Annotated in this window: 22 protein-coding genes; 14 read left to right on the top strand and 8 right to left on the bottom strand. The window is 47.5% G+C overall.

What is annotated here, in order from left to right; all coding sequences use genetic code 11:
- Positions 1-61: 61 nt before the first annotated feature.
- Complete coding sequence (locus tag MST20_RS18255) at positions 62-1,435, bottom strand: glycosyltransferase (protein ID WP_243944004.1); 1,374 nt, start codon at positions 1,433-1,435, stop codon at positions 62-64.
- 153 nt (positions 1,436-1,588) lie between these two features.
- Entirely contained in the window at positions 1,589-3,832 is a 2,244-nt protein-coding gene (locus MST20_RS18250) for a glycosyltransferase (protein ID WP_243944003.1), read from the bottom strand.
- A gap of 194 nt (positions 3,833-4,026) precedes the next feature.
- Here MST20_RS18250 and MST20_RS18245 point away from each other — a divergent pair, with 194 nt between their 5' ends.
- The 5 genes from MST20_RS18245 (at position 4,027) to MST20_RS18225 (ending at position 9,774) form a co-directional block, all read left to right on the top strand.
- On the top strand, positions 4,027-5,109 hold the full coding sequence (locus tag MST20_RS18245) for a glycosyltransferase (RefSeq protein ID WP_065644632.1): 1,083 nt from the start codon (positions 4,027-4,029) through the stop codon (positions 5,107-5,109).
- 121 nt (positions 5,110-5,230) lie between these two features.
- Positions 5,231-6,340, top strand: a complete 1,110-nt coding sequence (locus tag MST20_RS18240; RefSeq protein WP_243944002.1) for a DegT/DnrJ/EryC1/StrS family aminotransferase — start codon at positions 5,231-5,233, stop codon at positions 6,338-6,340.
- Positions 6,337-7,401 carry a Gfo/Idh/MocA family protein gene (locus MST20_RS21290; protein ID WP_243944001.1) on the top strand — a complete coding sequence of 355 codons (1,065 nt, stop codon included), beginning with the start codon at positions 6,337-6,339 and terminating at the stop codon, positions 7,399-7,401. The genes MST20_RS18240 and MST20_RS21290 overlap by 4 nt, the downstream gene beginning before the upstream one ends.
- A gap of 85 nt (positions 7,402-7,486) precedes the next feature.
- A complete protein-coding gene (locus MST20_RS18230; RefSeq protein WP_212109879.1) occupies positions 7,487-8,782 on the top strand; it encodes a nucleotide sugar dehydrogenase in 1,296 nt (431 codons plus the stop codon).
- An 80-nt stretch (positions 8,783-8,862) separates the two neighbouring features.
- Positions 8,863-9,774, top strand: coding sequence for an alpha/beta hydrolase (locus MST20_RS18225; protein WP_212109881.1), 912 nt, complete (start codon positions 8,863-8,865; stop codon positions 9,772-9,774).
- On the opposite strand, the gene MST20_RS18220 is transcribed toward MST20_RS18225, so the two are convergent.
- Positions 9,771-10,163, bottom strand: a complete 393-nt coding sequence (locus MST20_RS18220; protein WP_212109883.1) for a winged helix-turn-helix transcriptional regulator — start codon at positions 10,161-10,163, stop codon at positions 9,771-9,773. The genes MST20_RS18225 and MST20_RS18220 overlap by 4 nt on opposite strands.
- 130 nt (positions 10,164-10,293) lie before the next feature.
- Between MST20_RS18220 and MST20_RS18215 the strand changes: the two genes are divergently transcribed.
- Positions 10,294-10,977: an NAD(P)H-dependent oxidoreductase gene (locus tag MST20_RS18215; protein ID WP_020450562.1), complete on the top strand. Its 684-nt coding sequence runs from the start codon at positions 10,294-10,296 to the stop codon at positions 10,975-10,977.
- A gap of 43 nt (positions 10,978-11,020) precedes the next feature.
- On the opposite strand, the gene MST20_RS18210 is transcribed toward MST20_RS18215, so the two are convergent.
- Positions 11,021-15,358: a multifunctional 2',3'-cyclic-nucleotide 2'-phosphodiesterase/3'-nucleotidase/5'-nucleotidase gene (locus MST20_RS18210; RefSeq protein WP_243944000.1), complete on the bottom strand. Its 4,338-nt coding sequence runs from the start codon at positions 15,356-15,358 to the stop codon at positions 11,021-11,023.
- A 229-nt stretch (positions 15,359-15,587) separates the two neighbouring features.
- On the opposite strand from MST20_RS18210, the gene MST20_RS18205 reads away from it, so the two are divergent.
- Complete coding sequence (locus tag MST20_RS18205; RefSeq protein ID WP_065644583.1) at positions 15,588-16,103, top strand: type 1 glutamine amidotransferase domain-containing protein; 516 nt, start codon at positions 15,588-15,590, stop codon at positions 16,101-16,103.
- Positions 16,104-16,350: 247 nt separating this feature from the next.
- Here MST20_RS18205 and MST20_RS18200 read toward each other — a convergent pair whose 3' ends face one another.
- Both MST20_RS18200 and MST20_RS18195 read right to left on the bottom strand, forming a co-directional pair.
- Complete coding sequence (locus MST20_RS18200; protein WP_065644584.1) at positions 16,351-16,566, bottom strand: DUF1128 domain-containing protein; 216 nt, start codon at positions 16,564-16,566, stop codon at positions 16,351-16,353.
- A 91-nt stretch (positions 16,567-16,657) separates the two neighbouring features.
- Positions 16,658-18,016, bottom strand: coding sequence for an alanine/glycine:cation symporter family protein (locus MST20_RS18195; protein ID WP_243943999.1), 1,359 nt, complete (start codon positions 18,014-18,016; stop codon positions 16,658-16,660).
- 183 nt (positions 18,017-18,199) lie between these two features.
- On the opposite strand from MST20_RS18195, the gene MST20_RS18190 reads away from it, so the two are divergent.
- From MST20_RS18190 to MST20_RS18180, 3 genes are read left to right on the top strand one after another with little or no spacing between them, the layout of a single operon-like run.
- Positions 18,200-18,670: a low molecular weight protein-tyrosine-phosphatase gene (locus MST20_RS18190; protein ID WP_243943998.1), complete on the top strand. Its 471-nt coding sequence runs from the start codon at positions 18,200-18,202 to the stop codon at positions 18,668-18,670.
- 22 nt (positions 18,671-18,692) lie between these two features.
- The gene (locus MST20_RS18185) at positions 18,693-19,043 is read left to right on the top strand and encodes a hypothetical protein (protein ID WP_020450568.1); all 351 of its coding nucleotides are present in this window, start codon (positions 18,693-18,695) and stop codon (positions 19,041-19,043) included.
- Positions 19,040-19,855, top strand: a complete 816-nt coding sequence (locus MST20_RS18180; protein WP_020450569.1) for a YihY/virulence factor BrkB family protein — start codon at positions 19,040-19,042, stop codon at positions 19,853-19,855. The genes MST20_RS18185 and MST20_RS18180 overlap by 4 nt, the downstream gene beginning before the upstream one ends.
- Before the next feature lie 206 nt (positions 19,856-20,061).
- Here MST20_RS18180 and MST20_RS18175 read toward each other — a convergent pair whose 3' ends face one another.
- A complete protein-coding gene (locus MST20_RS18175; protein ID WP_243943996.1) occupies positions 20,062-21,240 on the bottom strand; it encodes an MFS transporter in 1,179 nt (392 codons plus the stop codon).
- 100 nt (positions 21,241-21,340) lie between these two features.
- Here MST20_RS18175 and MST20_RS18170 point away from each other — a divergent pair, with 100 nt between their 5' ends.
- From MST20_RS18170 to MST20_RS18160, 3 genes are all read left to right on the top strand, one after another.
- Positions 21,341-21,721: an OsmC family protein gene (locus tag MST20_RS18170; protein WP_243943994.1), complete on the top strand. Its 381-nt coding sequence runs from the start codon at positions 21,341-21,343 to the stop codon at positions 21,719-21,721.
- A 104-nt stretch (positions 21,722-21,825) separates the two neighbouring features.
- A complete protein-coding gene (gene cax, locus MST20_RS18165; protein WP_243943992.1) occupies positions 21,826-22,881 on the top strand; it encodes a calcium/proton exchanger in 1,056 nt (351 codons plus the stop codon).
- A gap of 66 nt (positions 22,882-22,947) precedes the next feature.
- Entirely contained in the window at positions 22,948-23,739 is a 792-nt protein-coding gene (locus MST20_RS18160; RefSeq protein ID WP_020450573.1) for a YfkD famly protein, read from the top strand.
- 287 nt (positions 23,740-24,026) lie between these two features.
- Here MST20_RS18160 and yfkAB read toward each other — a convergent pair whose 3' ends face one another.
- Entirely contained in the window at positions 24,027-25,148 is a 1,122-nt protein-coding gene (gene yfkAB / locus MST20_RS18155) for a radical SAM/CxCxxxxC motif protein YfkAB (protein WP_243943990.1), read from the bottom strand.
- 143 nt (positions 25,149-25,291) lie between these two features.
- Here yfkAB and MST20_RS18150 point away from each other — a divergent pair, with 143 nt between their 5' ends.
- Complete coding sequence (locus tag MST20_RS18150) at positions 25,292-25,477, top strand: SE1561 family protein (RefSeq protein ID WP_003179806.1); 186 nt, start codon at positions 25,292-25,294, stop codon at positions 25,475-25,477.
- Positions 25,478-25,574 lie beyond the last annotated feature (97 nt).

Below are 25,574 nucleotides of genomic sequence, written 5' to 3'. Positions count from 1 at the left end.
GTTCACCTGCTTGTTTCGTTTTTTTGAAATACAAATCTCACGACGCGAAAGTTGTTCAACATCATCCCGAAAGTAGCGCCTGATAAACAGTCAGCGCTCTTTTGCTGTTTTTCACCATATCATGATGAACTTCTGCATACTTTCTTCCTTTCTGGCCGATTTCCGGCAGCATATCCCGGTTTTTCAGTACATTTTCAATCACTTCTGTAATGTTGTCGGGATTTGCTCTTATGAGAGGCAGTTCGGAAGGATAGTGATCCTTCATAAAATCACTGACCCAGCAGATAACGGGTTTTCCCATTGCCATCGATTCGACAGCAAATAATCCATAGCTGCCGATATGAAGCTGATCAATGATCAAATCCGCCTTTTGATAGATTTTCTTTGCCTGTTCATGAGAAACCCCTCGTACTAGGTGAAAATGAAAATCGTATTTTTCTTTTAAAGACTCCACCGCCTTAAGGATGTGGCGGGTTCCTTTTATTTCTGGAGAGGTGGGGGCATGAACGATGAGCGGCTTTTCATTTGACCTGTAGTCAGGAATATAGCGGTCAAGCTGGATCATGGTTGGAATCATGTGGATATGCTCATAATAGTCTTTTACATACTCGTAAAGTTCCATATCGGCGACGATGCAGTGCTGGACATATTGTGAAATTCGTTTGAGATGATATCGAATGCGCGCTTCGTTTTTCGTTTTTACAACGGCGTATGGATTTGTTTTAGCCAATGTTGAATAAAGCCTCACATCGCTGCCCCAATGATGCATGATCATTGGTTTCCCCGCCTGTTTTAAAATGGGATAATCCGACATGTCCAGCGTAAAGCTCGTGCCAAAATGAAAATGGAACAAATCATAGGATGGCAAGAGATCATTGGCAAGCCTTCTCAGCTTCGCATTCATGGCGGGCGTATTGCGTTCTTTCAGCAATGACCAGGTGTAGTCGGCAGCGTAATTTAAATAATAAGGATAGTAATTTAAAGTGTGGGCAAGCTCGCCATGCTGTGAGAGCCCTTTAGCCAATGTGTTCATTTGATTTGCGATTTCCATTGTGCCTTGCAAAACGCGGATTTGCCCAGCCGGAGGCACGGTTTTTTCATGAACAGGAAGATCAAGTTTCGGCCCGCTTTCGGTTTCTGCTCCATCTCCTTTTTGAAGATAGGCCGCGCTCTCTTTTTCCCTTCCGGTGCGCAGGCACACTTTTCCCATCAGCAGATTTAAAGATTTGTTATCAGGAAAAAGGTCAAGCCCCCTCCAGAGCCACAGCCAGGCGTTATGGTCATGGCCGAGATAAACAGAAAGAGAGGCTTGAAGAAAATAAAAATCAGGCTCGTTATGCGAACCGTCGGCTTCCCACTCTTTTAGGCGCTCCATGGCTTTGTTCCAATCTTTTTGTTCCAGACAATGAATGATGTCTGATTTGAAATCTTTCATGATGACCTCCCATCGATCATGCCGCTTTCAATTTCTCCTTTATATGGCAGAATAAAAACGCTTTGTGCGCTCTATCATACGTATAAATGAATCTATATGACTGTGTATTTGTGCGAGAGTATATGAGAAAAACCTTCCACAGAGCGGAAGGCTTTATATCAGCTGGATTTTTTTTATATTTTTCATATATCGTTCATACTGATTGTCTGAAGCGAGGCTTAATTGGAAGTATTCATCCATTTTATTAAGGAGCGGCTGAATGCATTCTTTTTTGGCGTCTTGGTCCAGATGCCGGGTATATCCGTCTTGTGTGTATCTCCGGGCCATTCTCCAAAAGGTTTTCCCGATGCTGAAATATTTCAAAGACTGTCGTTGATTTTCCTCAAGCTCTTTCCATTTGATATGGGGAAAATAGATGCTTTCGTCAAATTCTTTCACAATATAGTCGATGACGTACACAAGCGATTGAATCCTTTTATGCAATTGGTAGGAAATATTGTTTTGATGGCGGCGGTAGCACAATACAGGTTTTTTTAAATAGCGGCGCTTCCAGCCGCGCTTCGTGTTGGCTAAACAATTCAGCACATCCCCTGCAAGCGGCTTTTGCGGATCAACGAGCCAAGTGAAGCCTGTTTGCTGATAATAAGATGTTTTAAACATGCCCACCATCGGGACAATGCCTGAGCCGCCTCTTTGAAAAATAGTCCTTACCAGCTCCTCATCGCTATATTCTTGATACGTCCACAGACCCGCATTTTTCCCGTGTTGATCAACGAGCAAAAGGTCGCCGTAAACATAATCAAATCCTTCTTCTTCAAAAAAGCACTGCATAAAGTCATGGATCACCAAATTGTGCGGGAGGAAATCATCTGCGCTTAAAAGCAAAACATATTCGCCTTTTGCCTCTTGGAAGATTTCCTTAAAAGCGAGATCAGGAAGTTTTGTATTTTCGCTGTGGCATATCGTTCGAATGTGCGGATGCGTTTTTTGATAGCTGCTGATTTTTTGCATCGAGTCGTCAGTTGAATGGTCGTCAACGATCAGAATGTCGATATTGGGGTAGAGTTGATTTAAAACGGATTGAAGGCATTCATCTATGAAATGGCTGTAATTATAGTTGATGATGCCCACTGTAATCAGCGGCGGATTTGGCATAACCGTCAACTCGGACTGCTTTGCAAAGCCTGAAATCATCTCTTCAATTTTGCGCATGCTGAGGTCATATGAATAATGCTCTTCAATAAATGACCGATATTGGAGAGGTGTATAATCACCGTTTGTCATCATGGACACGAATTCATCTATCGTATTCCAAACAACCGACTCATCGTATATTGTCTTTGCTCCGTAAAAATTGTGGATCAGCGGTTTAATGCCTTTAGCCATCGCTTCCATTGCCGACATATGCTGACTTTCAAGAAGGCTTGTGCAAATCAGGTAATGCTTATCTTCCAAGTATTGATTCATGTCATCCTGCCATCCGTCAAATTGGACGCTGTCAGTCAGCCGGAGTTCATCAATCATTTGCTTGAAGTACAACTGATAGCGGGCGTCCTGAAACGTCCCGGCGATGAACAGTTTGTATCTTGGGTCTTTGTCAATCAGTGCCTTGAAAGCCTGCAGCAAAAGCATCGGACCTTTTTTATAGTTGATATAGCCGACATATGCGATATGAAAGCCTTTTTGCCTTTGCTGAAAGGTGTATTGGTCTAATTTGATTCCGTTGGGAACGACGGCCGTTTTCTCTTTTTTCAACGCCTTGACTTGATCCAATACGTATTCTCGTAAATGCTCTCCGTCAAAAATCACTTGGTCCACCGCTTGCCAATATACCTTTTTAATATAAAAAGTAAATGCTTCATAGCTGTGGAGCCTGCATATTAATGTTTTGGCCGCTGCAGAAGGGACTTTGCTCCCGTGGATCAATAAATCATCGCACCATTCAAACCAGCAGATATCCGCCCAGTGCATGCCAGCGTCGATTTGGGTCAGATCATGAACCGCGATTTTTTTGGTCCGGTAAGTTCCGGAAAGGTGCTCAACGACAGAATTCAAAAAACGGTCTAAATCCGGTTTAACGAAAAAAATGATTTTTGGGCGCCTGACCATTTTTTTTAATAGGTCTTCTTTCTCCTTCATGAGTCGATGTTGATGTTCGCGCCTGACAAACAGGAGGGCATCATCATATAATTCAGACGCTCTCTGAGCCTGCTGCTTTTTTTCATAGACAAAAGCAGCGCTTATCAGCAAGCCGGGATCGAAGGGAGCGGCTTCCAGCCTCTCTTCCAGCTTCTGAGCAGCATCGTGCCATTTGTGTTGAACAATCAGTTGGGATATTTCGGTTTCTCTCCAGCTAAGTCCAACAGAGTCTAGCAGATATTCCAATTCATTATCCATTTGAAACCTCCTGGTTAAACACATTTTCGCTAGTAGTATCTATATTCAAGCGAGAAAAGAAAGTTCTATGAAAAATACTTTGGAAATGGCGCAGCCTTGAAAATATAAAACAGTGACAGCGGCACAAACGCGATCAGCTGCTGTTTCATATTTTATGGGTAGATTTTAAAAAAGAGTCTCAGGGAGTGAAGGCTTTGGTTACAATCAGTCTATGTATGATTGTCAAAAATGAAGAAGAAGTATTGGCGAGATGCCTTGATACAGTGAAAGACATTGTAGATGAAATTAACATTGTGGATACGGGGTCGACGGATCAAACCGTAGAGATTGCGAAGCGATACACGGACCGCGTCTTTTTCTTTGAATGGATCGGCGATTTTGCGGCTGCCCGCAATGAATCGTTCAAACACGCCACGAAGGATTATATTCTCTATCTGGATGCGGATGATGTGTTGCTTGAGAAAGATCAGAAAAAATTAAAAGAGTTGAAGGAAACGCTTGATCCTTCCGTTGATTCCGTGTCCATGTACTATGATGCGGGAACTGACGAATTCGGAAATGTGACCTTAAGGTACCGCCGCAACCGCCTGGTGAAAAGGGAGAAAAACTTTAAATGGAAAGGCGACTGCCATCAATATTTGGAGGTATTCGGGAACATCATCAATGCCGATATCTCGGTGACGCATAAAAAAATCCGCCACTCTGTCGGACGAAACCTCAATATTTACCAAAAGAAGATCGACCGCGGCGACACGTTTACCCCGCGCGATTATTTTTACTACGGAAATGAATTAAGAGAAAACAGGCACTACGAAAAAGCAATTGAAAGCTACAATAAAAACATTGAAATGAAAGAAGGATGGATTGAAGACAAAGTATACGCCTGTATCAACAAAGCCGACTGCCACCGCTTTCTCGGCGACTTGGACAATGAGCTGAGATCGCTCTTCCAGTCATTTGAATTTTCCAAAACGCCTCGTGCCGAAACATGCTCAAGAATCGGCTATAACTTTCAGCGGCGGCGGGAATACAATGCCGCTATCTACTGGTATGAGCTGGCGACAACACTGGTGCCTGATTCAAATAAATGGAGCTTCACCTATCCGGCATACTACACTTGGTACCCTCACTTGCAAATGTGCGTGTGCTACTACAATTTAGGAGACTTTGAAAAGTCGTATCAGCACAATGAAGAGGCGAGAAAATACCGTCCCGATGACAAATCCGTCCTTCATAACAAACAGCTGCTTGAAGGGAAATTAGGCATGAACAAATAGCATGGTCAAGACTTACTGAACAAGTAGGTCTTTTTTTTATGAAAAAAATCAAGCCGTGCCAAATTACCGGCAGGCATCATAACTTATGTTGGAACTTTTTGATTTTGGAGGAGGAACAGAGATGATCCCGTTAATCAATTTAAAACGTCAGTTTCAAACGGTAAAACAAGATATTTTACAAGAGTTTGAGCATGTGTTGGACAGCGGCCAATATATATTGGGGCCCAAGGTTGAAGAGCTGGAGAAAAGAACAGCCGAAAAGCTTGGTGTAAAAGAAGCGGTCGCGGTCGCTAACGGAACGGATGCATTAGTGCTGACGCTTGAAGCTTTCGGCATCGGCAAAGGGGATGAAGTGATTACGACGCCGTTCACTTTTTTCGCGACCGCCGAAGCTGTCTCAAGGGTGGGGGCTAAGCCTGTGTTTGCTGATGTCGATCGTGAAACCTATAACCTTGATCCGAAAAAAATAGAAGAAAAAATCACCCCTGCTACTAAAGCGATCATGCCCGTCCACATCTTCGGACAGCCGGCTGATATGGACGAGATCATGGCGATTGCCAAAAAACACGGATTGCTTGTGATTGAGGATGCCTGCCAAGCGTTCGGCGCCTCGTATAAAGGGCGGCCTGTCGGCAGCATCGGGGATGCCGCCTGTTTTTCATTTTTCCCGACAAAAAACTTGGGAACGTTGGGAGACGGGGGAATGGTGACGATTTCAGATCCGGATGCGGCCCGGCAATTAAGAACACTCCGAACCCATGGCACAAGCAAAAAATACTTCCATGACAAAATCGGTTTCAACAGCCGTCTTGATGAATTACATGCCGCCGCTTTGCTCATTCTTCTTGAGAAAATCGACGGCTGGAATGAACAAAGAAGAAAAGTGGCCAGCCGCTACAGGGAAGGTTTGAAAACAGCGGAGCATCTCACGCTGCCGGCTGAGAAAGAAGACCGCACACATATCTATCATCTCTATTGTATCGGCGCGAAAGACCGCGACGAATTCATTCAATCGCTGAAAGAGCAGCATATTCATTCAGGCGTGTATTATCCTTGCTGCCTTCATCTGCAAGCGGTCTATTCTTCATTGCAGTACAAAAAAGGCGATTTCCCTATAGCCGAGTCCTTGTCCGAAACCCTTTTCGCGATTCCGATGGATCCTTTTCTAGCCGCTGAGGAACAAGAGCAGATTATTTCCGCGCTGCTGAAAAAAGGGGGAGGGGAAAAGTGACGGTTCATTTCGGTTTAATCGGCTGCGGCTATATGTCAAGAAAACATCTTCAAGCATTGGCCGGGTGCGGCGATGCAAAGTTGTCGGCCATAAGTGATTTGCAGGAAGAACGAATGAAGGAAGCGGAAGAATACTATGCTTCCCTCGCCGGTGAGGAAAGCCGAATGACCCGCTATCCACAGTATCAAGCGCTGCTTTCAGATTCCAAAATAGAAGCGGTCATTATTGCGGCGGTTTCGGGACTGCACGCCGAAATGGCCAAAGCCGCACTGCTGGCAGGCAAGCATGTCATCGTCGAAAAACCGATCACCTTGTCATTACAGGATGCCGATGAGCTTATTGAACTGGCGGAACAGAACGGGCTGAAGCTCATGGTCTGCCACCAGATGCGCCACCGGCCGATCATGAAAAAACTAAAGGAAACGATTGAGGAAGGAAAGCTGGGAAAGATCTACTTAGGCACAGTATCGCTTCGCTTAAACAGGTCACCCGCTTATTATGAAGCGGCATCTTGGCGGGGTAGCTGGGAAAAAGACGGCGGGATGCTCGTCAATCAAGGGATACATCTGATCGATCTGCTGCAATGGTTTTTAGGTGATGTAAAAGGCGTTTACGGAGATATACTGGGCGGTTCCGGAGCAAAAGAAACGGAAGATGTTGCTGTCGGTGTTCTGACGTTTGCCAGTCAGGCGAAAGGAGTAGTAGAAGCGAATATCGTCACACAGCCAAACAATATCGGAAGCTCTCTCTCGATTTTTGGAGAACATGGAACGATTTCATTGGAAGGCCCGGCCTTAAACAAGATCAGCCGCTGGTATATCCAAGGGGAGAAGGCGGATGCTGAAGAAGCGGCGCAGCTGATTGATCTCGGCGGCGAACAAACCGCCATGTATCAAAACTTTATAGGCGCCGTCGAGCGCCAAGACACACTATTGGTTGACGGCTATGAAGGGAAAAAGGCGATTGAAACGATTTTTGGAATCTACCAGTCTGTGCTGCAGAAGCAGCCGGTGCAGCTGCCTCTTTCTTCATTTCAAACTTCTGATATGAAAAATAAATAGGTTTTGATTTGGTAGATCGTCCCTTTCAAAAAAAGATTTAAAACATAGTTTATTAAAGGAATGTACAGAAGGGGCGATTTGATAAATGAGCAAACAGGAAATGCATAACGAAACGATAGCGGTCATCGGCTTGGGGTTTGTCGGTCTGCCCTTGGCCATGTTGTTGATTTCAAAAGGAATTCGGGTTATCGGTGTTGATTTGGACAAAAAGAAGGTCGAGGCATTACGGAAAGGAAACAGCTATATTTCAGATATCAACGATCAAGCGGTGCAGGACGGAATAGGCACCGGTTTCTTTCGTCCTGTTTCGGACTACGGTTTAATCGGCGAAGCGGATGCCGTCATCATCTGCGTACCGACGCCGCTGAATGATGATGCGGGCCCTGATTTGACTTATGTGAAAAGAGCGGCGCAATCGATTGGAGGGCAATTGAAAAAAGGACAGCTCGTCGTGTTGGAAAGCTCGACATATCCGGGTACGACAAGGGACATCGTCAAGCCGATCCTCGAAGAAAGCGGCCTTGTATGCGGAAAGGATTTTTATTTGGCTTATTCTCCAGAACGCGTTGATCCGGGCAATCAATTCCCGATTGAAGTCGTGCCGAAGGTAGTGGGAGGAGCGACGGATGCATGCCTTGAAAAGGTGCATCAATTATACAGCGGCATTTATGAAGAGGTTGTGCCTGTTACATCGCCGGAAACAGCGGAACTGACAAAGCTGCTCGAAAATACGTACAGGTTTATTAATATTTCATTCATTAATGAATTCGCGATGATCTGCGACAAGCTTGGGGTGAATGTGTGGGAAGTCATCGAGGCGGCAAGCACGAAGCCGTACGGCTTTGCGGCGTTTTATCCAGGTCCCGGCATCGGCGGCCATTGCATCCCCGTCGATCCGCTGTATTTGCAGTTTGTCATGAAACAAAGCGGTTTATCGAGCGACTTTATCGAGCTGTCGGAAGCGACAAATGAAAGAATCGTCCGCTATATCGCAGAGCGTTCCTTGCAACTGGCAGGGAAAGATAAGGCGACAGACGCCCGCATTTTAATCTACGGCGTCACCTATAAACGTAATATAGCGGATGTCCGCGAATCAAAATCGCTTGATATTATAGAGAAGCTGATCGGTATGGGGGCTGATGTTTCCTACCATGATCCGCACGTTCCGGAACTCGACCTCAGCGGCAAAAAACTGGCAAGCATGCCGATAGATTCAGAGATGCTGAAAGAGTACGACTGTGTTGTCGTTTTGACCGATCATGACGCACTTCCGAAAGAGCTGCTATTAAACCATGCAACCGTGATATTTGATACAAGAGGCGTATTGAGAGAAGCAGCCGGAAAAGCGAAAGTCATCCAGCTCGGAAACGGGTGCTCTTGACGTCAATTTTTTGCCGCGACTCACGCCCAGACGCGTTCGGAATACAATAAGTTAAAACAAGAACGTAAAGGGTGAGGGCCGTGTGGATCGGAATTTTGTTGATGGTCTTTGGAATTGGGATCAGTATTTTTGCCGTCAGTCTGATTGTCAGCTATTTGTTTGTTATGCCGAACCGGAGCACATATGAAGAAACCTTTTGCAGCGGACTCAAACACGGCGAGATCATCGATGATGTGTTTGAGTCACACGACAAAGAAGAGCTGTTTTTGACGGCGGGGGATGGATGCCGGCTGCATGCGCTGCTTTTTCCCGTTCAAAAGAGCAGGAAAGCCGTTATCGTCTCCCACGGGATCAAGTGGTCGCTGTTTGGAGGGTATAAATACGTCGAGCTGTTCCAGTCCATCGGCTACAATGTCCTGCTTTGCGACAGCAGGTGCCACGGATTGAGCGGCGGTTCACACGTTTCTTACGGATTTTACGAAAAGGACGATTTGGCGAGGTGGGCTGACGAGCTTGAGAACAGGTTCGGCAAAGACCTCTGGATCGGGGTGCTTGGCGAATCGCTCGGAGCCGCGGCTGCCATCGAGCTGATGAAACAGGACCGGAGAATCAAGTTTTGTGTTGCCGATTCCTGCTTCAGCGATTTAACAGAGCTATGCCGCTTTCAGCTGAAAGCCGCCGTCAAATTGTCCGTGCCGTTTCTCATCCCGTTGGCAAGCGGGCTGATCAAACGGCGCCACGGCTGGAGCCTTGCCGACATATCGCCGGTCAGCAATCTTGAGCAGTCAGACACGCCGCTGTTTATCATCCACGGCACAAATGATCAGCTTGTTCCGCTGGAAATGGCCAAAAGCCTGTATGAGCGGAAAAAAGGATTCAAGAAACTGTATTTGATTGACGGCGCGGGACATGTCGGCGGATTTCGCCACGATCCTGAAGAATACTTAAGCAGAATCAAAGACTTTCTCTTGAAAATCGAGCCGGCCAATTAGCCTTGCGATTCCAGCATTTCAGCGGCAGCCGATCTTTGACGCGCTTCCTTAATTTTGCCGGCATAGGAAGTTCCCCAATTCATCATTTGACTGATGATCGGAATCAGCGTCTTGCCGAACTCAGTTAAACTGTACTCGACTTTCGGGGGAACCTGTTTATAAATCGTGCGGCAGACGATGCCGTCGCGCTCAAGTTCGCGAAGCTGGAGGGTCAGCATCCGCTGTGTTACGGCGGGAATTAAACGCCGCAGCTCATTAAAGCGTTTTTTATCATCGATCAAATGATACAGAATGACGCTTTTCCATTTGCCCCCGATGATATCGATCGTTGCTTCCACCGGGCATGAATAACCGTCCGGTGCTTCGCATGCCTTCGGATTCTGTTTCATTTTTCTCTCTCCTTAGTATAAAAAATGATACTATGCCACAAAAATGTGCGTACTTTCTTATTGCTATTATAATGCTTAGAATGAAATTGAGAAAGGAATATAAACTATATTCAAAAGGAGAGAACAGAACATGACACAGCAATCCAAGAAGCAGGAGATTCTTGACGCATTCCAATTTAGACACGCAACTAAAGAGTTTGATCCGGACAGAAAGATATCAGACGAGGATTTTCAGTTCATTTTAGAAGCTGGCAGACTGTCACCAAGCTCGGTTGGCCTCGAGCCGTGGAAGTTCGTCGTCGTCCAAAATAAAGAGCTGCGGGAAAAACTGCGCCAGGTCTCGTGGGGCGCACAGGGACAGCTTCCGACGGCCAGCCATTTCGTTTTGCTGCTCGGACGCACGGCAAAGGAAATGCGACATGATTCCGGATATGTTGCAGATCAGTTAAAGCATGTGAAAAAAATGCCGGAGGACATCATTGAAAATATGCTGAAAGAAGACGGCGTTCTGAAAAGTTTCCAAGACGGCGATTTTCATTTGTACGAAAGCGACAGAGCGATGTTTGACTGGGTATCAAAGCAAACGTACATCGCGCTTGCCAACATGATGACGGCGGCCGCCTTGATCGGTATTGACTCCTGCCCGATTGAAGGCTTTAACTACGACAAAGTCCACGACATCCTTGAAAAAGAAGGATTGTTGGAGGACGGCCGCTTTGACATCTCGGTCATGGCTGCTTTCGGATACCGCGTGAAAGAGCCGCGTCCGAAGACGAGGCGGGCGCTTGATCAAATTGTGAAATGGGTTGAATAAAAAAAGTGCGGTTCTGCCTTTAGCAGACCGCACTTTTTTATATTTAGATTTGGAGCTTGCGCCGCTTTCTTTGGTAAAGGTACAGGCCGCTTCCGGCTATAAGCAGCAGCAGGCCGAGCATCAGCCAATGATAGGCGTTTGAAGCGGTGTCAGGCAAAATTCCGCCGTTTGAACCATCTGAAGGTTCATTTCCGTCATCTGACCCGCCGCTGTCATGACCGCCTGATCCGTCTCCGCCGCTTCCGGCGCCGGGCGAAGCAGGGGGTTCACCGCCGCTGCCGCCATCCGGGCCGTCATCATCGCCTGAACCCGGCGGAAGCGAAGGAGACCCGGCATCATTGTCATTCATCACAGTATACTCGCTGAAATGGTCGACATAGCCTGCAACGGTACGGCCTTTCGTATAGCCGTTTGTCACTTTTGTGAAGCTGTTGTTTTTGCGGTCGACATAATAGACGCTCAAATGTTTGTCAGGAGCATCGACTTGGAAAAACAGTCCGACAGGCTCTTTAAATGTGCTGACCGTTTTTCCATTCTGCTGTATGTTGAAATCATATACTTTTGTGACCGCCTGTTTGATATTCTTGGCGATTTTGATGCTGATTTTAGTCTTTTCGCTTGCCAGATTAACGGCTGGAAGCTGCATCGCAATGCGATCGTTTTTCAGGGTGATATTTGGATCGTCAGTTCTTTCTTTGACAAGGTCAGTCTGTGCTTTTGTCATATTCAGCTTGATGTGGTCTTTTTCCGTGTCAGGGAAATAAGCAATCACCTGATTCGCGTTTTTCGCGTATGTTTCGAACGGCTTTTCCGCAAGCGTCCAAGTGCCGTCTGTCTGACGGTCAGGAAGGAACACTTCCGTGATTCTGTTTTCAATGTTCGGTGAAACAGAATCGTACGAGGCAAGCTGTTCTGTAAAAATGTCGTAATCGGTAAAGCCGAGATCGACACCGTTTTTCGCTTCTTTAAAAACGGAATAGCCGTCTCCGCCGCCGCCCATGAAGTTATTTGTAGCGACACGGTAGGTTTTGTCCAAATCGAGCGGAACAGCGTCCCCTTTGTCATTGACAAGGTTCACATCAAGGATGCGTTCACCTTTTGGCTTGCTCAGTGTAAAGGTGAAGGATAAACCCGCGACATGCGGAAACGCGCCTCCGCCTTCTTCGACTTGGCTCACCCCGTGCTCAAGCGCTTCTTTAATTTGCGCCCCCGTCAGATCAGCGGCATAAAGGGTGTTGCCGAACGGCATGACTGTCAGCACATCGCCGAGTGTGATGTCGCCTTTGGCAATACCGCTTCTGATTCCGCCGCCGTTTGTGATGGCGATGTCAGCGCCTCCGGCTTGTTTGGCTTTCTTCAGCATGCCGTCCGCGATAAAATTGCCGAGGTTTGTTTCTTTTGAGCGGACGTGCTCGCGTTTTCCGTCAAGCGGGACATCGGCATAGCCTACTTTTTTCTTTTTCAGTTCGTCAATATCTTCTTTAAAGCCGTCAAGCACTTCTTTCGCTGGAGGATCTTCGTCCACTTTGCCGTCAATCGCGATCAAATTGAACCTTGATTGATCCGTTTGAACGACGCCTTTCTCATCAAACACAACATCGACCCGTCCTAAAAACTGCCCGTAGTCTTTCACTTGGGCGACGATTGTCGGTTCTTCGCTCTCCACTACTTTCAAGTGATCGACGAGTGTGTGCGTATGCCCGCCGATAATCAAATCGATGCCCTTCACTTTTTTGGCCAGTTCCAGATCCCGGTTGTAGCCGAGGTGGGTAAGGGCGATGATTTTGTTGACCTTTTCTTTTTCTTTCAGTTCCTTGACCGTTTTCTCCGCTGACAAATAAGCGTCATGAAACGCAATGTTCGGACCTGGGCTTGACGTATATGACGTATCTTCCGTCGTAAGGCCGAATACGCCGACTTGTTCGCCGTTTACATCAAGCAGAATATAAGGATAGATGCCGCTTTCTTTCTTTTCTCCCGCTGTTAAGAGTGCAGGCTCTTTTTGAAAGCTTCGCAGCTGAGGCTCCTTTGATACATCGACATTGGAGCTGACGATTGGAAAATCGGGCTTTTCCAGCTGGTGTCTGTTTAACGGATCGACGGCCGCATTGTTTCCGCTGAGAAAGTCTGCGAGCACTTTCGGCCCTTTATCAAATTCATGGTTGCCGAAGGTCATGGCGTCATAGCCCATCATGTTCATCAGCTTCAAATCGGCGAGTCCGTTCCATTTTGTAAAGTACAAGTCACCGGAAAAGACGTCGCCGGCATCGAGCAGCACATTGTTTTCTGCTTCACTGCGGATTTCTTTCACTTTGGCAGCGCGCCTTGCCGCTTCATCAAGGTGAGCGTGCGTGTCGTTCGTGTGCATGACTGTTAACGTCCAGTTTCCATCATCAACCGGAGGCTCTGAACCTTCAAAGTTCAGCTTATAGACGCCATATCCGCTGTTTTCGGATTCCCTGACAAAATCAATGTCCTTCGCTTTTTCAGCAAACGGTTTGGCGAGGAGAGAAGATTCGAATGTCACATCGGCTCCTTTAATCGGAGCGATCGACCAGTTGTTGTCGGCGGCAGGATTGACCGTTTTCTTTTCCATGATGTAGTTCATGAGCACCTGCCTGTTTTCATCAGCCGCCGCATAAACGACTTTGTCCTGAGTCAGATGCGGGAATCCGCCGCCCCCGGACGCGCGGTAATTATTTGTGACCACAAGAAATTCCTGATCGTCGCGGACGGGTTTTCCGTTGTAAGACAACTGTTTGACGCGGTTCGTCTGCGGATTTTTCACCCCGCCTGACGCATTGTATTTTGCCGGTTGTGTGACATCGATCTGGTAGGTCACACCGTCAATGACATCGAAATTATACGATCTGAAATCGGGATTGAGGAGCGCCTGTTCACCCGATTTTGAAGGGTCGATCTGGTTGAACTGCCCGGCCGACATTTCGATCCAGTCCTTCACTTCGCTTCCCGTCAGCTTGACGATATAGAGCGTATTGTCGTACAAATACAAATCGCCGATGTTTTTGATCGCAAGATTTCCTGCTTTAATGTTTGTATAATAATCAGCACCGTTGCGTCCTCCTGCTTTAAACGGCGCGCCCGCTGATAAAATCGGCAGGTTTTCGTATTCCGTTCCCTTCATGACATCTTCCGCATACCATTTTTGTGCGTCTGTGACAATCTGAATCGAAGGGTCGTCTTTTACCTGCGCGAAAAAGCTGTTAATATCGGCTTCCGTTTGGCCAACCGGCGCGCGGACGTATTCAAGCGTTTTTTCGTGTGTGTCTTTAATCGCGGAAACGACGGTTTCGTGTCGCGACGTCACATTTCCGGCAATCGCTTCCGTTTTTGCGCTCGCATCTTTCACCGTCCATTTGCCGCCGTCCTGTTCAAGCTGCATATCGATGATTCCTAAATGGCTGCCCCAGTTTTTTGGCATGACGACAGGGATGCCGTTGATCGTTCCTTTTTGATTGTCGATCACGCCGTTTCCGGGATAGTCTGTGCCCGGGAACAGGCCGTGCTGGTGTCCGGAGATGATCGCATCTATTCCTTCCGTCTTGAGAGCCAGATCATATACGGCGTTTTCTGCTCCTGCTGCCTGTTCGCCATTTTCAATTCCGGAGTGGGCGATCGCAATGATCACGTCGGCGCCTTCCTGTTTCATTTTCGGAATCGTCTCTTTCGCTGATTCGGTGATGTCCTGCACCGTGATTTTGCCGTCCAAGTGCTTTTTATCCCATGTTAAAATCTGCGGCGGAACAAAGCCGATATAGCCGACTTTAAGCTGGTGCTTTTGGCCGCTTTCATCTGTCAGCGTCCGCTCTTCAATATGATATGGCGTATATTTGTTCTTTCCGTCCGGTGTTTTAATATTGGCATTGACGATGGGAAATTCGGCGCCTTTTATCGTGCCGTCAAGGAATTCAAGGCCGTAGTTGAATTCGTGGTTTCCGAGCGTGCCGGCGTCATAGTGCAGTTTGTTCATGACATCAATGATCGGGTGTGTTTTCGTTCCGGAGATAATCGCTTCACGTTCATGTTTGAAGATGTATTCCCCTAGGGGGTTCCCTTGAATTAAGTCGCCGTTGTCGACAAGAATCGTGTTCGGATTCCGGCTCCGGTGCTTTTCGATCAGCTGAGCCGTGCGGGCCAGCCCGAATTCTGCCGTTTCTTTGTCGGCATAGTAGTCATAGTCCATGATATGGGCGTGGATATCTGTCGTACCCAGGATGCTGAGGTTGATCAGCGGGTGTTCATTTGGTTCTTCTGCATATGTCTTGGTGTTTGGAATAAGTAAACTGAGTATCATCACTGAGGTTAGCAGAATACGGAGAATGTTTTTCCTTGAAAACCGTCTTTTCTGTATTCCCACCATTTCTCCACCTTTCAGATTAGAGTAACAATTTCTATTGTAAGAACTTTTTGTAAAGTTTTGTAGAACTTTCGTTGCGAATATTGTAAACACTCAGAAAATGATTCCAAAGTCTGTCTCTGTCTGCCGGGTGATTTAGGTACTTGGTCGTGAGGGGCGTGCGGATGTTTTATTTAGTGTGGCAGGGGTAAATAGATTTATGTAGACAGAAGCTTCTGGGAGGGTGATCAATATGAGCAAAAAAATTGCAGTTGTTCTGACAGATTACTTTGAGGATTCGGAGTATACCGAGCCTGCGAAAGCGTTCAAAGACGCCGGACACGAGCTTACGGTTATTGAAAAAGAGAAAGGCAAAACGCTGAAAGGCAAGCAAGGCGAGGCGCAAGTGGAAACAGACGCGTCCATTGATGAAGCCAGTCCGGCCGATTTTGACGCGCTGTTGATTCCGGGCGGATTTTCACCGGATATTCTCAGAGCCGACCAGCGTTTCGTATCTTTTGCGAAATCCTTTATGGATGACAAAAAACCGGTGTTTGCGATCTGCCACGGCCCGCAGCTTTTAATTACCGCCAAGGCTCTGGACGGACGCAGCGCAACAGGCTACACATCGATTCAAGTCGATTTGGAAAACGCCGGGGTTCAATTTAAAGACGAGGAAGTGGTCGTCTGCCAGAATCAGCTTGTCACAAGCCGGACGCCTGACGACATTCCCGCGTTTACACGCGAATCTTTGAAGCTGCTCGGCTGATGAAAAAAGACCGGAAATCTATTCCGGTCTTTCAGCGTGTCGACAAACCCTCGCATTCGTTGTCAGGCCTGCGCGTCGGTGCTCACGAATTCCAACATTCGCTCCGCTCCGATGCTCGGCCTTCCTAGACTGCAAGGGTTTTCAATCACGCTGAGCTTAAAGGATACAAAATCCCAAAACTAAAAGCCGTTTTGGGATTTTGTCAACAATCTAAAAGACCGGAAATCTATTCCGGTCTTTTTTATGTTTATTTTCGGAGTGCAGCCAGTTCCTCTGCGATTGCCTGCATTTCGCTCGGACTGAAAGATTTCTTTTTCATCACCATTTGGTGCAGGTATTCAAGATCTTCAAGCTTTTCATTGCTGAAGGCTTCAGCTTTGATGACGCCGATGTTCAGCATGTTTAGTTTTTGCGAGATCTCTTCGATCATTTTGTTCAGCTCGGCTGTTTTCTGCTCTGACAAGAAGGCACATCCTTTCTCACTGATTTCGTAGTCTTTATTGTAACAGAATTAAGCGAGAAGAAAAGGACGGCTGTCAAAAAGCATCTCCGGCTTAAACGGATACGCTGTTTTGCTTTTCCGCTTTTTCGGCTTTGATTTTGGCGAGGATCTGTTTGGACTCATAGATGACAATCCCTGTCAAACCGAGCAGGCCGATCAGGTTCGGTATCGCCATCAGACCGTTCAGCATATCGGCGAGCGCCCAGACAAAGTCATTTTTAAAGACCGCTCCGAAAAAGACGGCGATCACAAAGATGACACGGTAGATGATCGCATATTTTTCATTCAGCAGGTAGGTGAAGCATTTTTCTCCGTAGTACGACCAGCCCAAAATCGTCGAATAGGCGAACAGCAGCAGTCCGATCGCGACGATTGTCGATCCCGCAGGGCCGAGAAAATGTGCGAATGTCATCGATGTCAGCGCATCGTTTTTTTCTGTCAGATACATGTTTCCCATGACAATCGATATCCCCGTAATCGAGCAGACGATCAATGTGTCGATGAAAACCTGGGTCATAGAGACAAGCGCTTGGCGAGCCGGCATATCGGTTTTTGCCGCGGCCGCCGCGATCGGCGCCGAGCCGAGACCTGCTTCATTTGAAAATACGCCCCGCGCCACGCCCCAGCGGATCACGGTTCCGATCGCGCCTCCTGCCACGGCCTGGCCGGTAAACGCGTCAGAGAAAATTAAACCGACCGCACCGGGGACAAGTTCAAAGTTTGTGACAAGAATGATCAATCCGGCGATGACATAAAATAAAGCCATGATCGGTACGAACAGCGAGGTGACTTTGCCGATGCTTTTAATTCCCCCGAGAATGACAAGGGCTGTAAAAATCGTGACAATGATGCCGGTTACCCAGGCAGGCACGGAAAATGTGGAGCTCATGACTCCGGATACAGAATTCGACTGAACCATATTGCCTATTCCGAAAGCGGCAAGCGCCCCGAATATGGCAAATAACACACCTAGCCACTTTTGCTTGAGGCCGTGTTCCAAATAATACATCGGACCGCCTGACATTTCGCCGTTTTTGTCTTTCACGCGGAATCTGACGGCAAGCACCGCTTCGGCATATTTCGTCGCCATTCCGAAGAAGGCGGCGAGCCACATCCAAAACACGGCGCCCGGCCCCCCGGCAATGACAGCTGAGGCGACACCGACGATATTCCCTGTACCGACCGTAGCGGCAAGGGCAGTCATCAGCGCCTGAAAGTGGGAAATATCGCCTTCAGAGAATTTATCCTGACGTCTTGAAAAGGCAAGCTTTAATGAGTAAGGCAAAAGTCTGACCTGCAAAAAAGCCAGCCTGAAAGTCAAATAAATACCCGTTCCAACGATGAGGATCAAAAGCGGAGGTCCCCATAAAAAACCGTTCATTGTATCTACAATATGTGAAATAAAATCCATAGGCGAAATATCCCCCTTTAATTTTGTGTCTAACTAGAATATTCTGAAAGTTTGTTAGATTTGTCAATAGCATTGTCATCTTTTCTTCCCAAAGTTGAAAAAAACAAAAAAATCTTTAGTATAAAAGCAAAAGTGTTTTTTCTTTCTGAAATGTGGGGAAAGAATAGAGGAGGCTCTTGATTGATGATCAAAGTGTTATTTGTCTGCCTCGGCAATATTTGCCGCTCTCCGATGGCAGAAGCTGTATTTAACGACATGCTCAAAAAAAGCGGACTGGAGGACCGGATCGAAGCCGATTCGGCGGGAACAGGGAGCTGGCATCTCGGCAAACCGCCTCATGAAGGCACACGGTCGCTGCTGTCTGCAAAAAAGATCAACTGCGAGGGCCTTTACGCGAGGCAGATTACCGACAAGGACCCGGAAGCGTTCGATTATATCATCGCGATGGATGCCGAAAACGCCGGGCATGTGAGAAGCCTTGCCGGCTGCGGGAGCAAAGCCGTCATCCGGAGGCTGCTCGACTATGTCGAGGACTGTGAGACGGAAGATGTTCCTGATCCATACTACACCGGGAACTTTGAAGAGGTGTACGAACTCGTCGCGAAAGGGTGCAGCGAATTGCTGAAGGACATTCGAAAAGAACACAATCTATAAAAAACGAAGGGAGAGATTTTTTATGAAAAACGACCGCGTTTTCATCAGAAATATCCTCCTCGGCGCTTCGGTCGGGGCGGTTATGTCACTGCTGCACAAACCGACTAGAGAAGCGTGCGGCGCAAAGCTTGACGCATGCAAAAACAAAGTCCGCCTTTACCGTGCAAATCCCGGAATGTTCACCGAATGCGTAAAAGAAAAAATGGACGAAGCCAAAAAGCTGACCGCTTCCATATCGGACGATTTAAGCTTCTTAAATCAACAGATGAAAGAACTGAAAGAGACGACGCCAAAAGTGATCGGTCTGATCGAAGAAACGAGGGATCACTTCACTGCCAAATCCAAAGGGCGTACGGAGCCGGAAAAAGAATGAGTTTTTTGAAAGAGCTGGCTTGGCGTTTTTTCCTTCATGAAGGGCCGAGCAAATCGGCGGAACTTGCCTACTTTTTCCTGCTGTCCTTGTTTCCGTTTATGATTTTCCTATTGACTTTGATCGGCTACCTGCCTGTTAAAACGGGCGATGTCATCGGGCTGATTGAACAGTATGCCCCAGAAGACACGATGTCCGTTATTGAAGAGACGCTCAATACAGGAAACAGGGGCCTGCTTTCTTTCGGGATCATCGCGGCGCTCTGGTCTGCGTCAAACGGATTGAACGCGATTGTCAGGGCCTTTAACCATGCTTATGAAGTGGAGGAAAACCGCTCATTCATCATGGTTCGGCTGACATCGCTCCTCCTGACCGCCGCGATGGTTTTCACCATATTGGTCGCGCTGCTTCTTCCGGTATTCGGGAGGGCCATCGGCCATTTCATCGCCAATCTGGACGGTACGCCGGAAATGTTTCTAGCGGCATGGTCAGCGCTCCGCTGGGGAATCAGCCCGCTTGTGCTGCTGATCGTCTTTACGGCTTTATACTTTTTCGCCCCGAATAAGCGGCTGTCATTTAAATTCGTGCTTCCGGGAGCCGTTGCAGCGACAGCCGGCTGGATTCTCGTCAGCATGCTGTTCTCATACTACGTCAGCGAATTTGCAAACTACAGCGCGACATACGGAAGCCTCGGCGGCATCATCGTCCTGATGATCTGGTTTTATTTAAGCGGAATGATGATTATTCTTGGAGGGGAGATCAACGCCCTTTTACATAAACGTAAAATCATTCCTGAAGAAAATCCGCGGAAATGAGCAATCTATAAAAGAACGTTTCATAAATTCGAAAGCGGAGGGATCATCATGACAAAACACACGAAAAAAGGCGGCAGCCATAATAAACAAAATTCAAAGCAAAGTCCGAAAAACAAAACGAGCGGAAGCGCCAACGGACAAAACGGATATCATTAAAACTGCCTGACATTTAAGGCTGGCTGCTTACAATAGGCAGCCGGCCTTTTTTACATTGACGCCGCCTCAGATTGTTCGAGAGCGCTTTTCTTCTTCGTTTTGCCAAAGAGCACCACGATCCAGATCAACACCATCACGCATGTAATCAAATAAAACAGGTTGCTGTTATGAAATGTCTGCATATACCAGCCGCCGGCAACCGGGCCGAAAATGCTTCCGAAGCTGAAGGTGATCCCGCACATCAAATTTCCGGCCGGAAGAAGGCGTTTTGGAAGCAGGTCGGCCATAAAGCTGATGCCGAGTGAAAAAGTTGAGCCCACAGCCATTCCGGCTATGAAAAAACATACTGCAAGCAGGGGGACGGAATCGGAGAAGCCCGCCGCAAAGAAGCAGCCTGCCCCGACAGCCAATATGACAAGGAGCACATTTCGTCTTCCATACTTGTCGCTCAACACGCCGAGCGGATATTGAAAGACGATGCTTCCGATCGCAAAAGCCGGAAGAATAATTGATACGCCTTCGACGGAAATGCCCGAGCGAAGCGCGTAGACGGGAAAATTTCCGTTCAGGGCGGTTTCCAAAAAGCCGTAGCCGAACGTCGGCAAAAACGCGACCCACCCAAGAAGAAAGGCTTGGATGAAGCGCTTCAAGGTGTTATCGCTGCGGCTTTCAGAGCCGCTTTGCTCAGGAAAATCGTTTTGAAGGCAAAAAATAAACAGCCACGCCAACATGCTGAATGCACCTGAGACGATAAACGGCAATGACGGGGCGATGTTGACAAGCGGCGTTAAAAAAGGACCGGCAGCAAATCCCAAACCAAATGAAAGGCCGTACAAAGAAATATTGCGGCCGCGGTTTTTTTCAGACGATAATGTGGTCACCCAAGTTTGCGTTGAAAAGTGCAGCATATGATCGCCGATTCCGATCAGGAGCCGTAAAAAGAACCAGACGATAAACGACTGAATAAAAACAAAGGCGAACAAACTCGCGCACACCATGATCCCGCCGATGACAATCAGCGGTTTAAAACCGAGCCTGCGAAGCGGCGCTTCCATGAACGGCGAAGCGATCAGAACGCCGATGTAGAGGCCTGTCGCATGAAGCCCGTTCAGTGCAGCCGAATGGCCTTCCTGTTCAAAAATAACAGAGATGACCGGAAGGAGCATCCCTTGCGAAAAACCTGATATACTGACAATCAAAACGAGAATGAAAAAGTGAAATCTAGTCATCGGCCGATTCTCCTTATCCGTAATCCTTCTTTGATCGTACAACTTTCAGAAGTTTTTAGGCAAGGCGATTTTTCTTTTTCTGTCAAAAGAGGTGTAAATCATGGAAATCGTGTGGAATCAGAACGGCTTTGTGGCTGATCTGGAATATGGAAAGCTTAAGATATCAGGCAATGAAGAAGCAGGATTCAGGCCTTATCAATTGCTGGCCGCTTCGATTGCGGCATGCAGCGGAACCGTTCTTCATAACATATTGGAAAAGAAAAGGATACAGCTGAAAGATATGACCATCAAGACAAAAGAAGAACGCATTTCCGAAGAGGCGGGCCGCATCAAAAGCATCCATCTTCACTTCATATTGAAGGGAGAAAACCTCGGTGCAGAACAAATTCAAAAGGCGCTGAAAGTAGCGCTGAAAAACTGTGCCATGGTGAAGTCTGTTGAAAAGAGCATCGAGATCATCGAAACATTTCAAATTCGCTGATGTTTAAAAACCTGTGCCAATGCGGAATAGATCAGTATGCCGTATATAAACTGAAAAGTACGCACAAAAATAACCTACACCAAAAAAGAAAAGAGGAATGAATAATGGGCCGTTTTTTCTTTTGGATGATGGCTGCGGGAGTTCCCCTTTCTGTCGCAGGGAGCATTTTGCATTGGCCGCAGGTTTTATTGTTCATCATATACTGCCTGACGATCATCGCGCTTGCAAGCTATATGGGAAGAGCCACCGAAAGCCTTGCGATTATTGCTGGCCCGAGGATCGGGGGCCTTTTAAATGCGACGTTCGGAAACGCCGTTGAGCTGATCATTTCGATTTTCGCGTTGCGGGAAGGACTGATCGGCATTGTGCTCGCATCGCTGACAGGCTCTGTCCTCGGCAACCTTCTTCTGGTCGCCGGCCTGTCGTTTTTCATCGGGGGCCTGAAATATAAGCGCCAGGAATTCAACGTGTATGATGCGAGACACAATTCAGGTTTGCTCATGTTCGCGGTGATTGTCGCTTTCGTCATCCCTGAAGTATTTTCAGCCGAAATGACAGAGCCGAGGAAGCTGTCGATGAGCATCGGCATCAGCATCATCATGATTTTGCTTTACCTGGCGGCGCTTTATTTCAAGCTTGTCAGCCACCGCGGGGTTTACCAGACGAATCAAAATGAGCGGGAAGAATCGCATGAAGAGCCGGAATGGTCGGGAAAGAGGGCAACATTGATTTTATTTTTGGCAACCGTTGCCGTTGCCTACATTTCTGAGCACCTCGTCCATACATTTGATACGGTGGCCGAACAATTCGGCTGGTCGGAGCTTTTCATCGGGGTCATCATTGTCGCGATCGTCGGAAACGCGGCAGAGCATGCTTCCGCCGTCATAATGGCCTATAAGGACAAAATGGATGTCGCAGTTGAAATTGCGATCGGATCAACGCTGCAGATCGCGATGTTTGTCGCACCCGTTCTTGTGATCAGCTCTTTGTTTTTTCCAGCGAGCATGCCGCTCGTCTTTACCTTGCCGGAGCTCGTCGCCATGGCTTCCGCCGTCCTTTTGATGATCGTCATTTCAAACGACGGGGATACGAACTGGTTTGAAGGCGCGACATTGCTTGCCGCTTATATCATCATGGGAATCGGTTTTTTCCTTCTTTAAAAAAATTGGGATAAACGGAGAGCATCCGGAAAACAATAAGGGAAAAGAAACAGAAAGAGTGATAGTATGAAAAAGCTTTTGTGTTTTACGCTGACTGCGTTTTTATCCTTTAGTTTTTTCGCTGTACAGGAAGCTGATGCAGCCAAGCCGATCAAGATTCCAAGCTCTGTCACGAATATTTCCAAAGAGAACACATACCCTAACGCCTCTCAGGATCAGCCGAGGCTGCAGCCGAGCGAACTGGCCGAAGAGCTGCTGAAAACAACCGATATCGCGATTGAAAATCCGCATCTCATCAAAATGCTGAATGAGTCAAGCATTTCCGGCACACCGCTGGCAATCGGCTACAGAGCGACGATTTATTTGGGCAGATGGGCGCTCGGGTATACCTCGAATGAAACCGTTGCGAACTGGGAATACCGCAAAATCAACACAAACCGCTTTGATAACCGGGGCGGGAAAGCACCTGCCGAACTCACGTATTCCCAGGAACAGACAAGCAAAATCAAAGGCGGCTTAACAGCGAAAGTCCCGAAAGCGGACGATGTCAAAAACATGATGATGCTTGAAGCCATGGAAAAAACAAAGCTGCCGCTCGCCTTTGAAACAGTCGTCGGCGCCGGCACAAAACGCGATCAGATTTATAAAGTGCAGCCGAAAAAACTGGGGAATTTACACGCCTATGCACCTGCCGTCAATGAAAAAGGGAAGGTCACTTACGGTGAAGTGTACATCGTATTAAAAGGCAACAAAAGAAAGCTTGTCGTCAAAAACATCACCTCGCAAGGAATCGGCGCCTGGATTCCTGTACAGGATCACCTCACATTCGGCTTTCAGCTCAGCCATCAGCCGAAATAAAAAGCAAGCCTTTCCCGGCTTGCTTTCAGCGTGTCGACAAACCCTCGCATTCGTTGTCAGGTCTGCGCGTCGGTGCTCACGAAAAGGAGAAGGATCGGCGGCTAACCGTCCAGGCGTCCTGCCTGAACGCCGCCGTCATCACCTCCTGTGAAAGTCAGCTCCGATGCTCGGCCTTCCTAGACTGCAAGGGTTTTCAATCACGCTGAAGGGATGACAAAATCCCAAAACAAAAACCGTTTTGGGATTTTGTCAACAATCTGAAAGCAAGCCTTTGCGGCTTGCTTTTTTCATACTCTTGCTGTTCTGGAAGTAAAATCAACATCTTGATAATAGCTGTTTTTGACGAGCACATTCGGCCCGAGGCATCGGACGTGCGGGCAGTGGCAGTTGAGCTCCTTGGCAAGCTCTGTGTTTCTCCACTTCGCATAAGCGCTTGGCAGGCTGTCGGTTTGAATGTTGCCGAGCGGCGGAGTGTCTCCGAAATCGGTCACGATGATATTGCCGTCAAAAATATTGACGTTCAGGCGCGATCTGCCGTCAGGGTCGTTTCTGACCGTGACATTTTTCGCTTCGCGCAGCCGCTGTAAAAGAGCGTGATCTTCAGGATCAGGGCTGCACGCGTAAAACGGCAGGGTGCCGAACAGCATCCACGTATTTTCGTCGCGAATGTCAAGAAGGCGGTGGATCGCTTTTCTCATGTCTTGTAAGCTTAAAGATTCAAGCGCGCTTGCAAAGTCACTCGGATACATCGGATGAACCTCATGGCGCTGGCATTTCATGTCTTCGACAATTTGCCGGTGAATATGCTCGATGTGAGGGAGCGTCCGTTTATTGAGCATCGTCTCGGCGGATACCATAACCCCTTCATCAACAAGCGTCCGGCTGTTTTCGATCATTTTTTCGAAATAGCGCGCCCGTTGGGCAAATGTCGGCTTTTTATCCATCATGGCGAAGCCGATTTCTGCAAAGTCTTCGACCGTTCCCCAGTTGTGGGAAATATGAAGCACATCAAGGTAGGGGATGATCAGCTCGTAGCGGCCGATATCGAGCGTCAAGTTTGAGTTGATCTGCGTCCGCACACCGCGTTCATGAGCGTATTTTAATAAAGGAACGACATATTCCTTTACGGATTTTAATGAAAGCATCGGCTCGCCGCCCGTAATGCTTAAAGAACGAAGGCGGGGAATCTCATCAAGCCGTTTCAACAGAAGGCTGACGGGCAGCGCGTCCGGGTCCTTCGTCTGGAGCGTATACCCGACGGCGCAGTGCTCGCAGCGCATATTGCAAAGAGTCGTCGTCGTAAATTCAACGTTCGTCAGCTGTATATCTCCATATTGGTCAACGTCCATGTAGGCTTCCCACGGATCATATTCCGGGGTAATCGGACGAACCTGCGTTTTTTCTGTCATGACATATCTAACTCCTTTATGATAGGACATACTAATATAGCCCAACTATTCATTTTAGACCTGATCCTTGAGGCGTGCAAGTCATGGATGATTGAAAAAAGGCCGTTTATAGGCTACGATAAAGGAACAAAAGGAGGAGAATCATGGGTAACGCAGTACATGACAAAGAACAGCAAGTCAATTATTTAAAAAACAGATTGGATATGTTTATGTCAGTCATCGATTCTTTAGACCCGGAATCGACCGACCTTGAAGATATTGACAGACTGATCAGCATGCTCGACGACTTGGAAGCCAAATACGAGCGCTTTAAAAAAGACTGGAAATAAAACCGCGGCATTCTCTGCCGCGGTTTTATTGTTTTCCAAGTGTTGCTTGGTATGAAAAGCTAAGCCCTTCTGCACAATAAGAAAAAATAAAACTGGG

It is taken from the genome of Bacillus sp. B19-2 (assembly GCF_022832475.1).
GTDB classification, from domain to species: Bacteria; Bacillota; Bacilli; order Bacillales; family Bacillaceae; genus Bacillus; species Bacillus paralicheniformis.
This window is presented reverse-complemented; position numbering and strand designations above follow the sequence as displayed.

What these genes read in the sequence shown, in the direction of transcription:
- MST20_RS18255 (WP_243944004.1), bottom strand. Translation starts at nt 1,435, where the DNA reads ATGAAAGATTTCAAATCAGACATCATTCATTGTCTGGAACAAAAAGAT.
- MST20_RS18250 (WP_243944003.1), bottom strand. Translation starts at nt 3,832, where the DNA reads ATGGATAATGAATTGGAATATCTGCTAGACTCTGTTGGACTTAGCTGG.
- MST20_RS18240 (WP_243944002.1), top strand. Translation starts at nt 5,231, where the DNA reads ATGATCCCGTTAATCAATTTAAAACGTCAGTTTCAAACGGTAAAACAA.
- MST20_RS18230 (WP_212109879.1), top strand. Translation starts at nt 7,487, where the DNA reads ATGAGCAAACAGGAAATGCATAACGAAACGATAGCGGTCATCGGCTTG.
- MST20_RS18220 (WP_212109883.1), bottom strand. Translation starts at nt 10,163, where the DNA reads ATGAAACAGAATCCGAAGGCATGCGAAGCACCGGACGGTTATTCATGC.
- MST20_RS18215 (WP_020450562.1), top strand. Translation starts at nt 10,294, where the DNA reads ATGACACAGCAATCCAAGAAGCAGGAGATTCTTGACGCATTCCAATTT.
- MST20_RS18210 (WP_243944000.1), bottom strand. Translation starts at nt 15,358, where the DNA reads ATGGTGGGAATACAGAAAAGACGGTTTTCAAGGAAAAACATTCTCCGT.
- MST20_RS18205 (WP_065644583.1), top strand. Translation starts at nt 15,588, where the DNA reads ATGAGCAAAAAAATTGCAGTTGTTCTGACAGATTACTTTGAGGATTCG.
- MST20_RS18195 (WP_243943999.1), bottom strand. Translation starts at nt 18,016, where the DNA reads ATGGATTTTATTTCACATATTGTAGATACAATGAACGGTTTTTTATGG.
- MST20_RS18190 (WP_243943998.1), top strand. Translation starts at nt 18,200, where the DNA reads ATGATCAAAGTGTTATTTGTCTGCCTCGGCAATATTTGCCGCTCTCCG.
- MST20_RS18185 (WP_020450568.1), top strand. Translation starts at nt 18,693, where the DNA reads ATGAAAAACGACCGCGTTTTCATCAGAAATATCCTCCTCGGCGCTTCG.
- MST20_RS18180 (WP_020450569.1), top strand. Translation starts at nt 19,040, where the DNA reads ATGAGTTTTTTGAAAGAGCTGGCTTGGCGTTTTTTCCTTCATGAAGGG.
- MST20_RS18175 (WP_243943996.1), bottom strand. Translation starts at nt 21,240, where the DNA reads ATGACTAGATTTCACTTTTTCATTCTCGTTTTGATTGTCAGTATATCA.
- MST20_RS18170 (WP_243943994.1), top strand. Translation starts at nt 21,341, where the DNA reads ATGGAAATCGTGTGGAATCAGAACGGCTTTGTGGCTGATCTGGAATAT.
- cax (WP_243943992.1), top strand. Translation starts at nt 21,826, where the DNA reads ATGGGCCGTTTTTTCTTTTGGATGATGGCTGCGGGAGTTCCCCTTTCT.
- MST20_RS18160 (WP_020450573.1), top strand. Translation starts at nt 22,948, where the DNA reads ATGAAAAAGCTTTTGTGTTTTACGCTGACTGCGTTTTTATCCTTTAGT.
- yfkAB (WP_243943990.1), bottom strand. Translation starts at nt 25,148, where the DNA reads ATGACAGAAAAAACGCAGGTTCGTCCGATTACCCCGGAATATGATCCG.
- MST20_RS18150 (WP_003179806.1), top strand. Translation starts at nt 25,292, where the DNA reads ATGGGTAACGCAGTACATGACAAAGAACAGCAAGTCAATTATTTAAAA.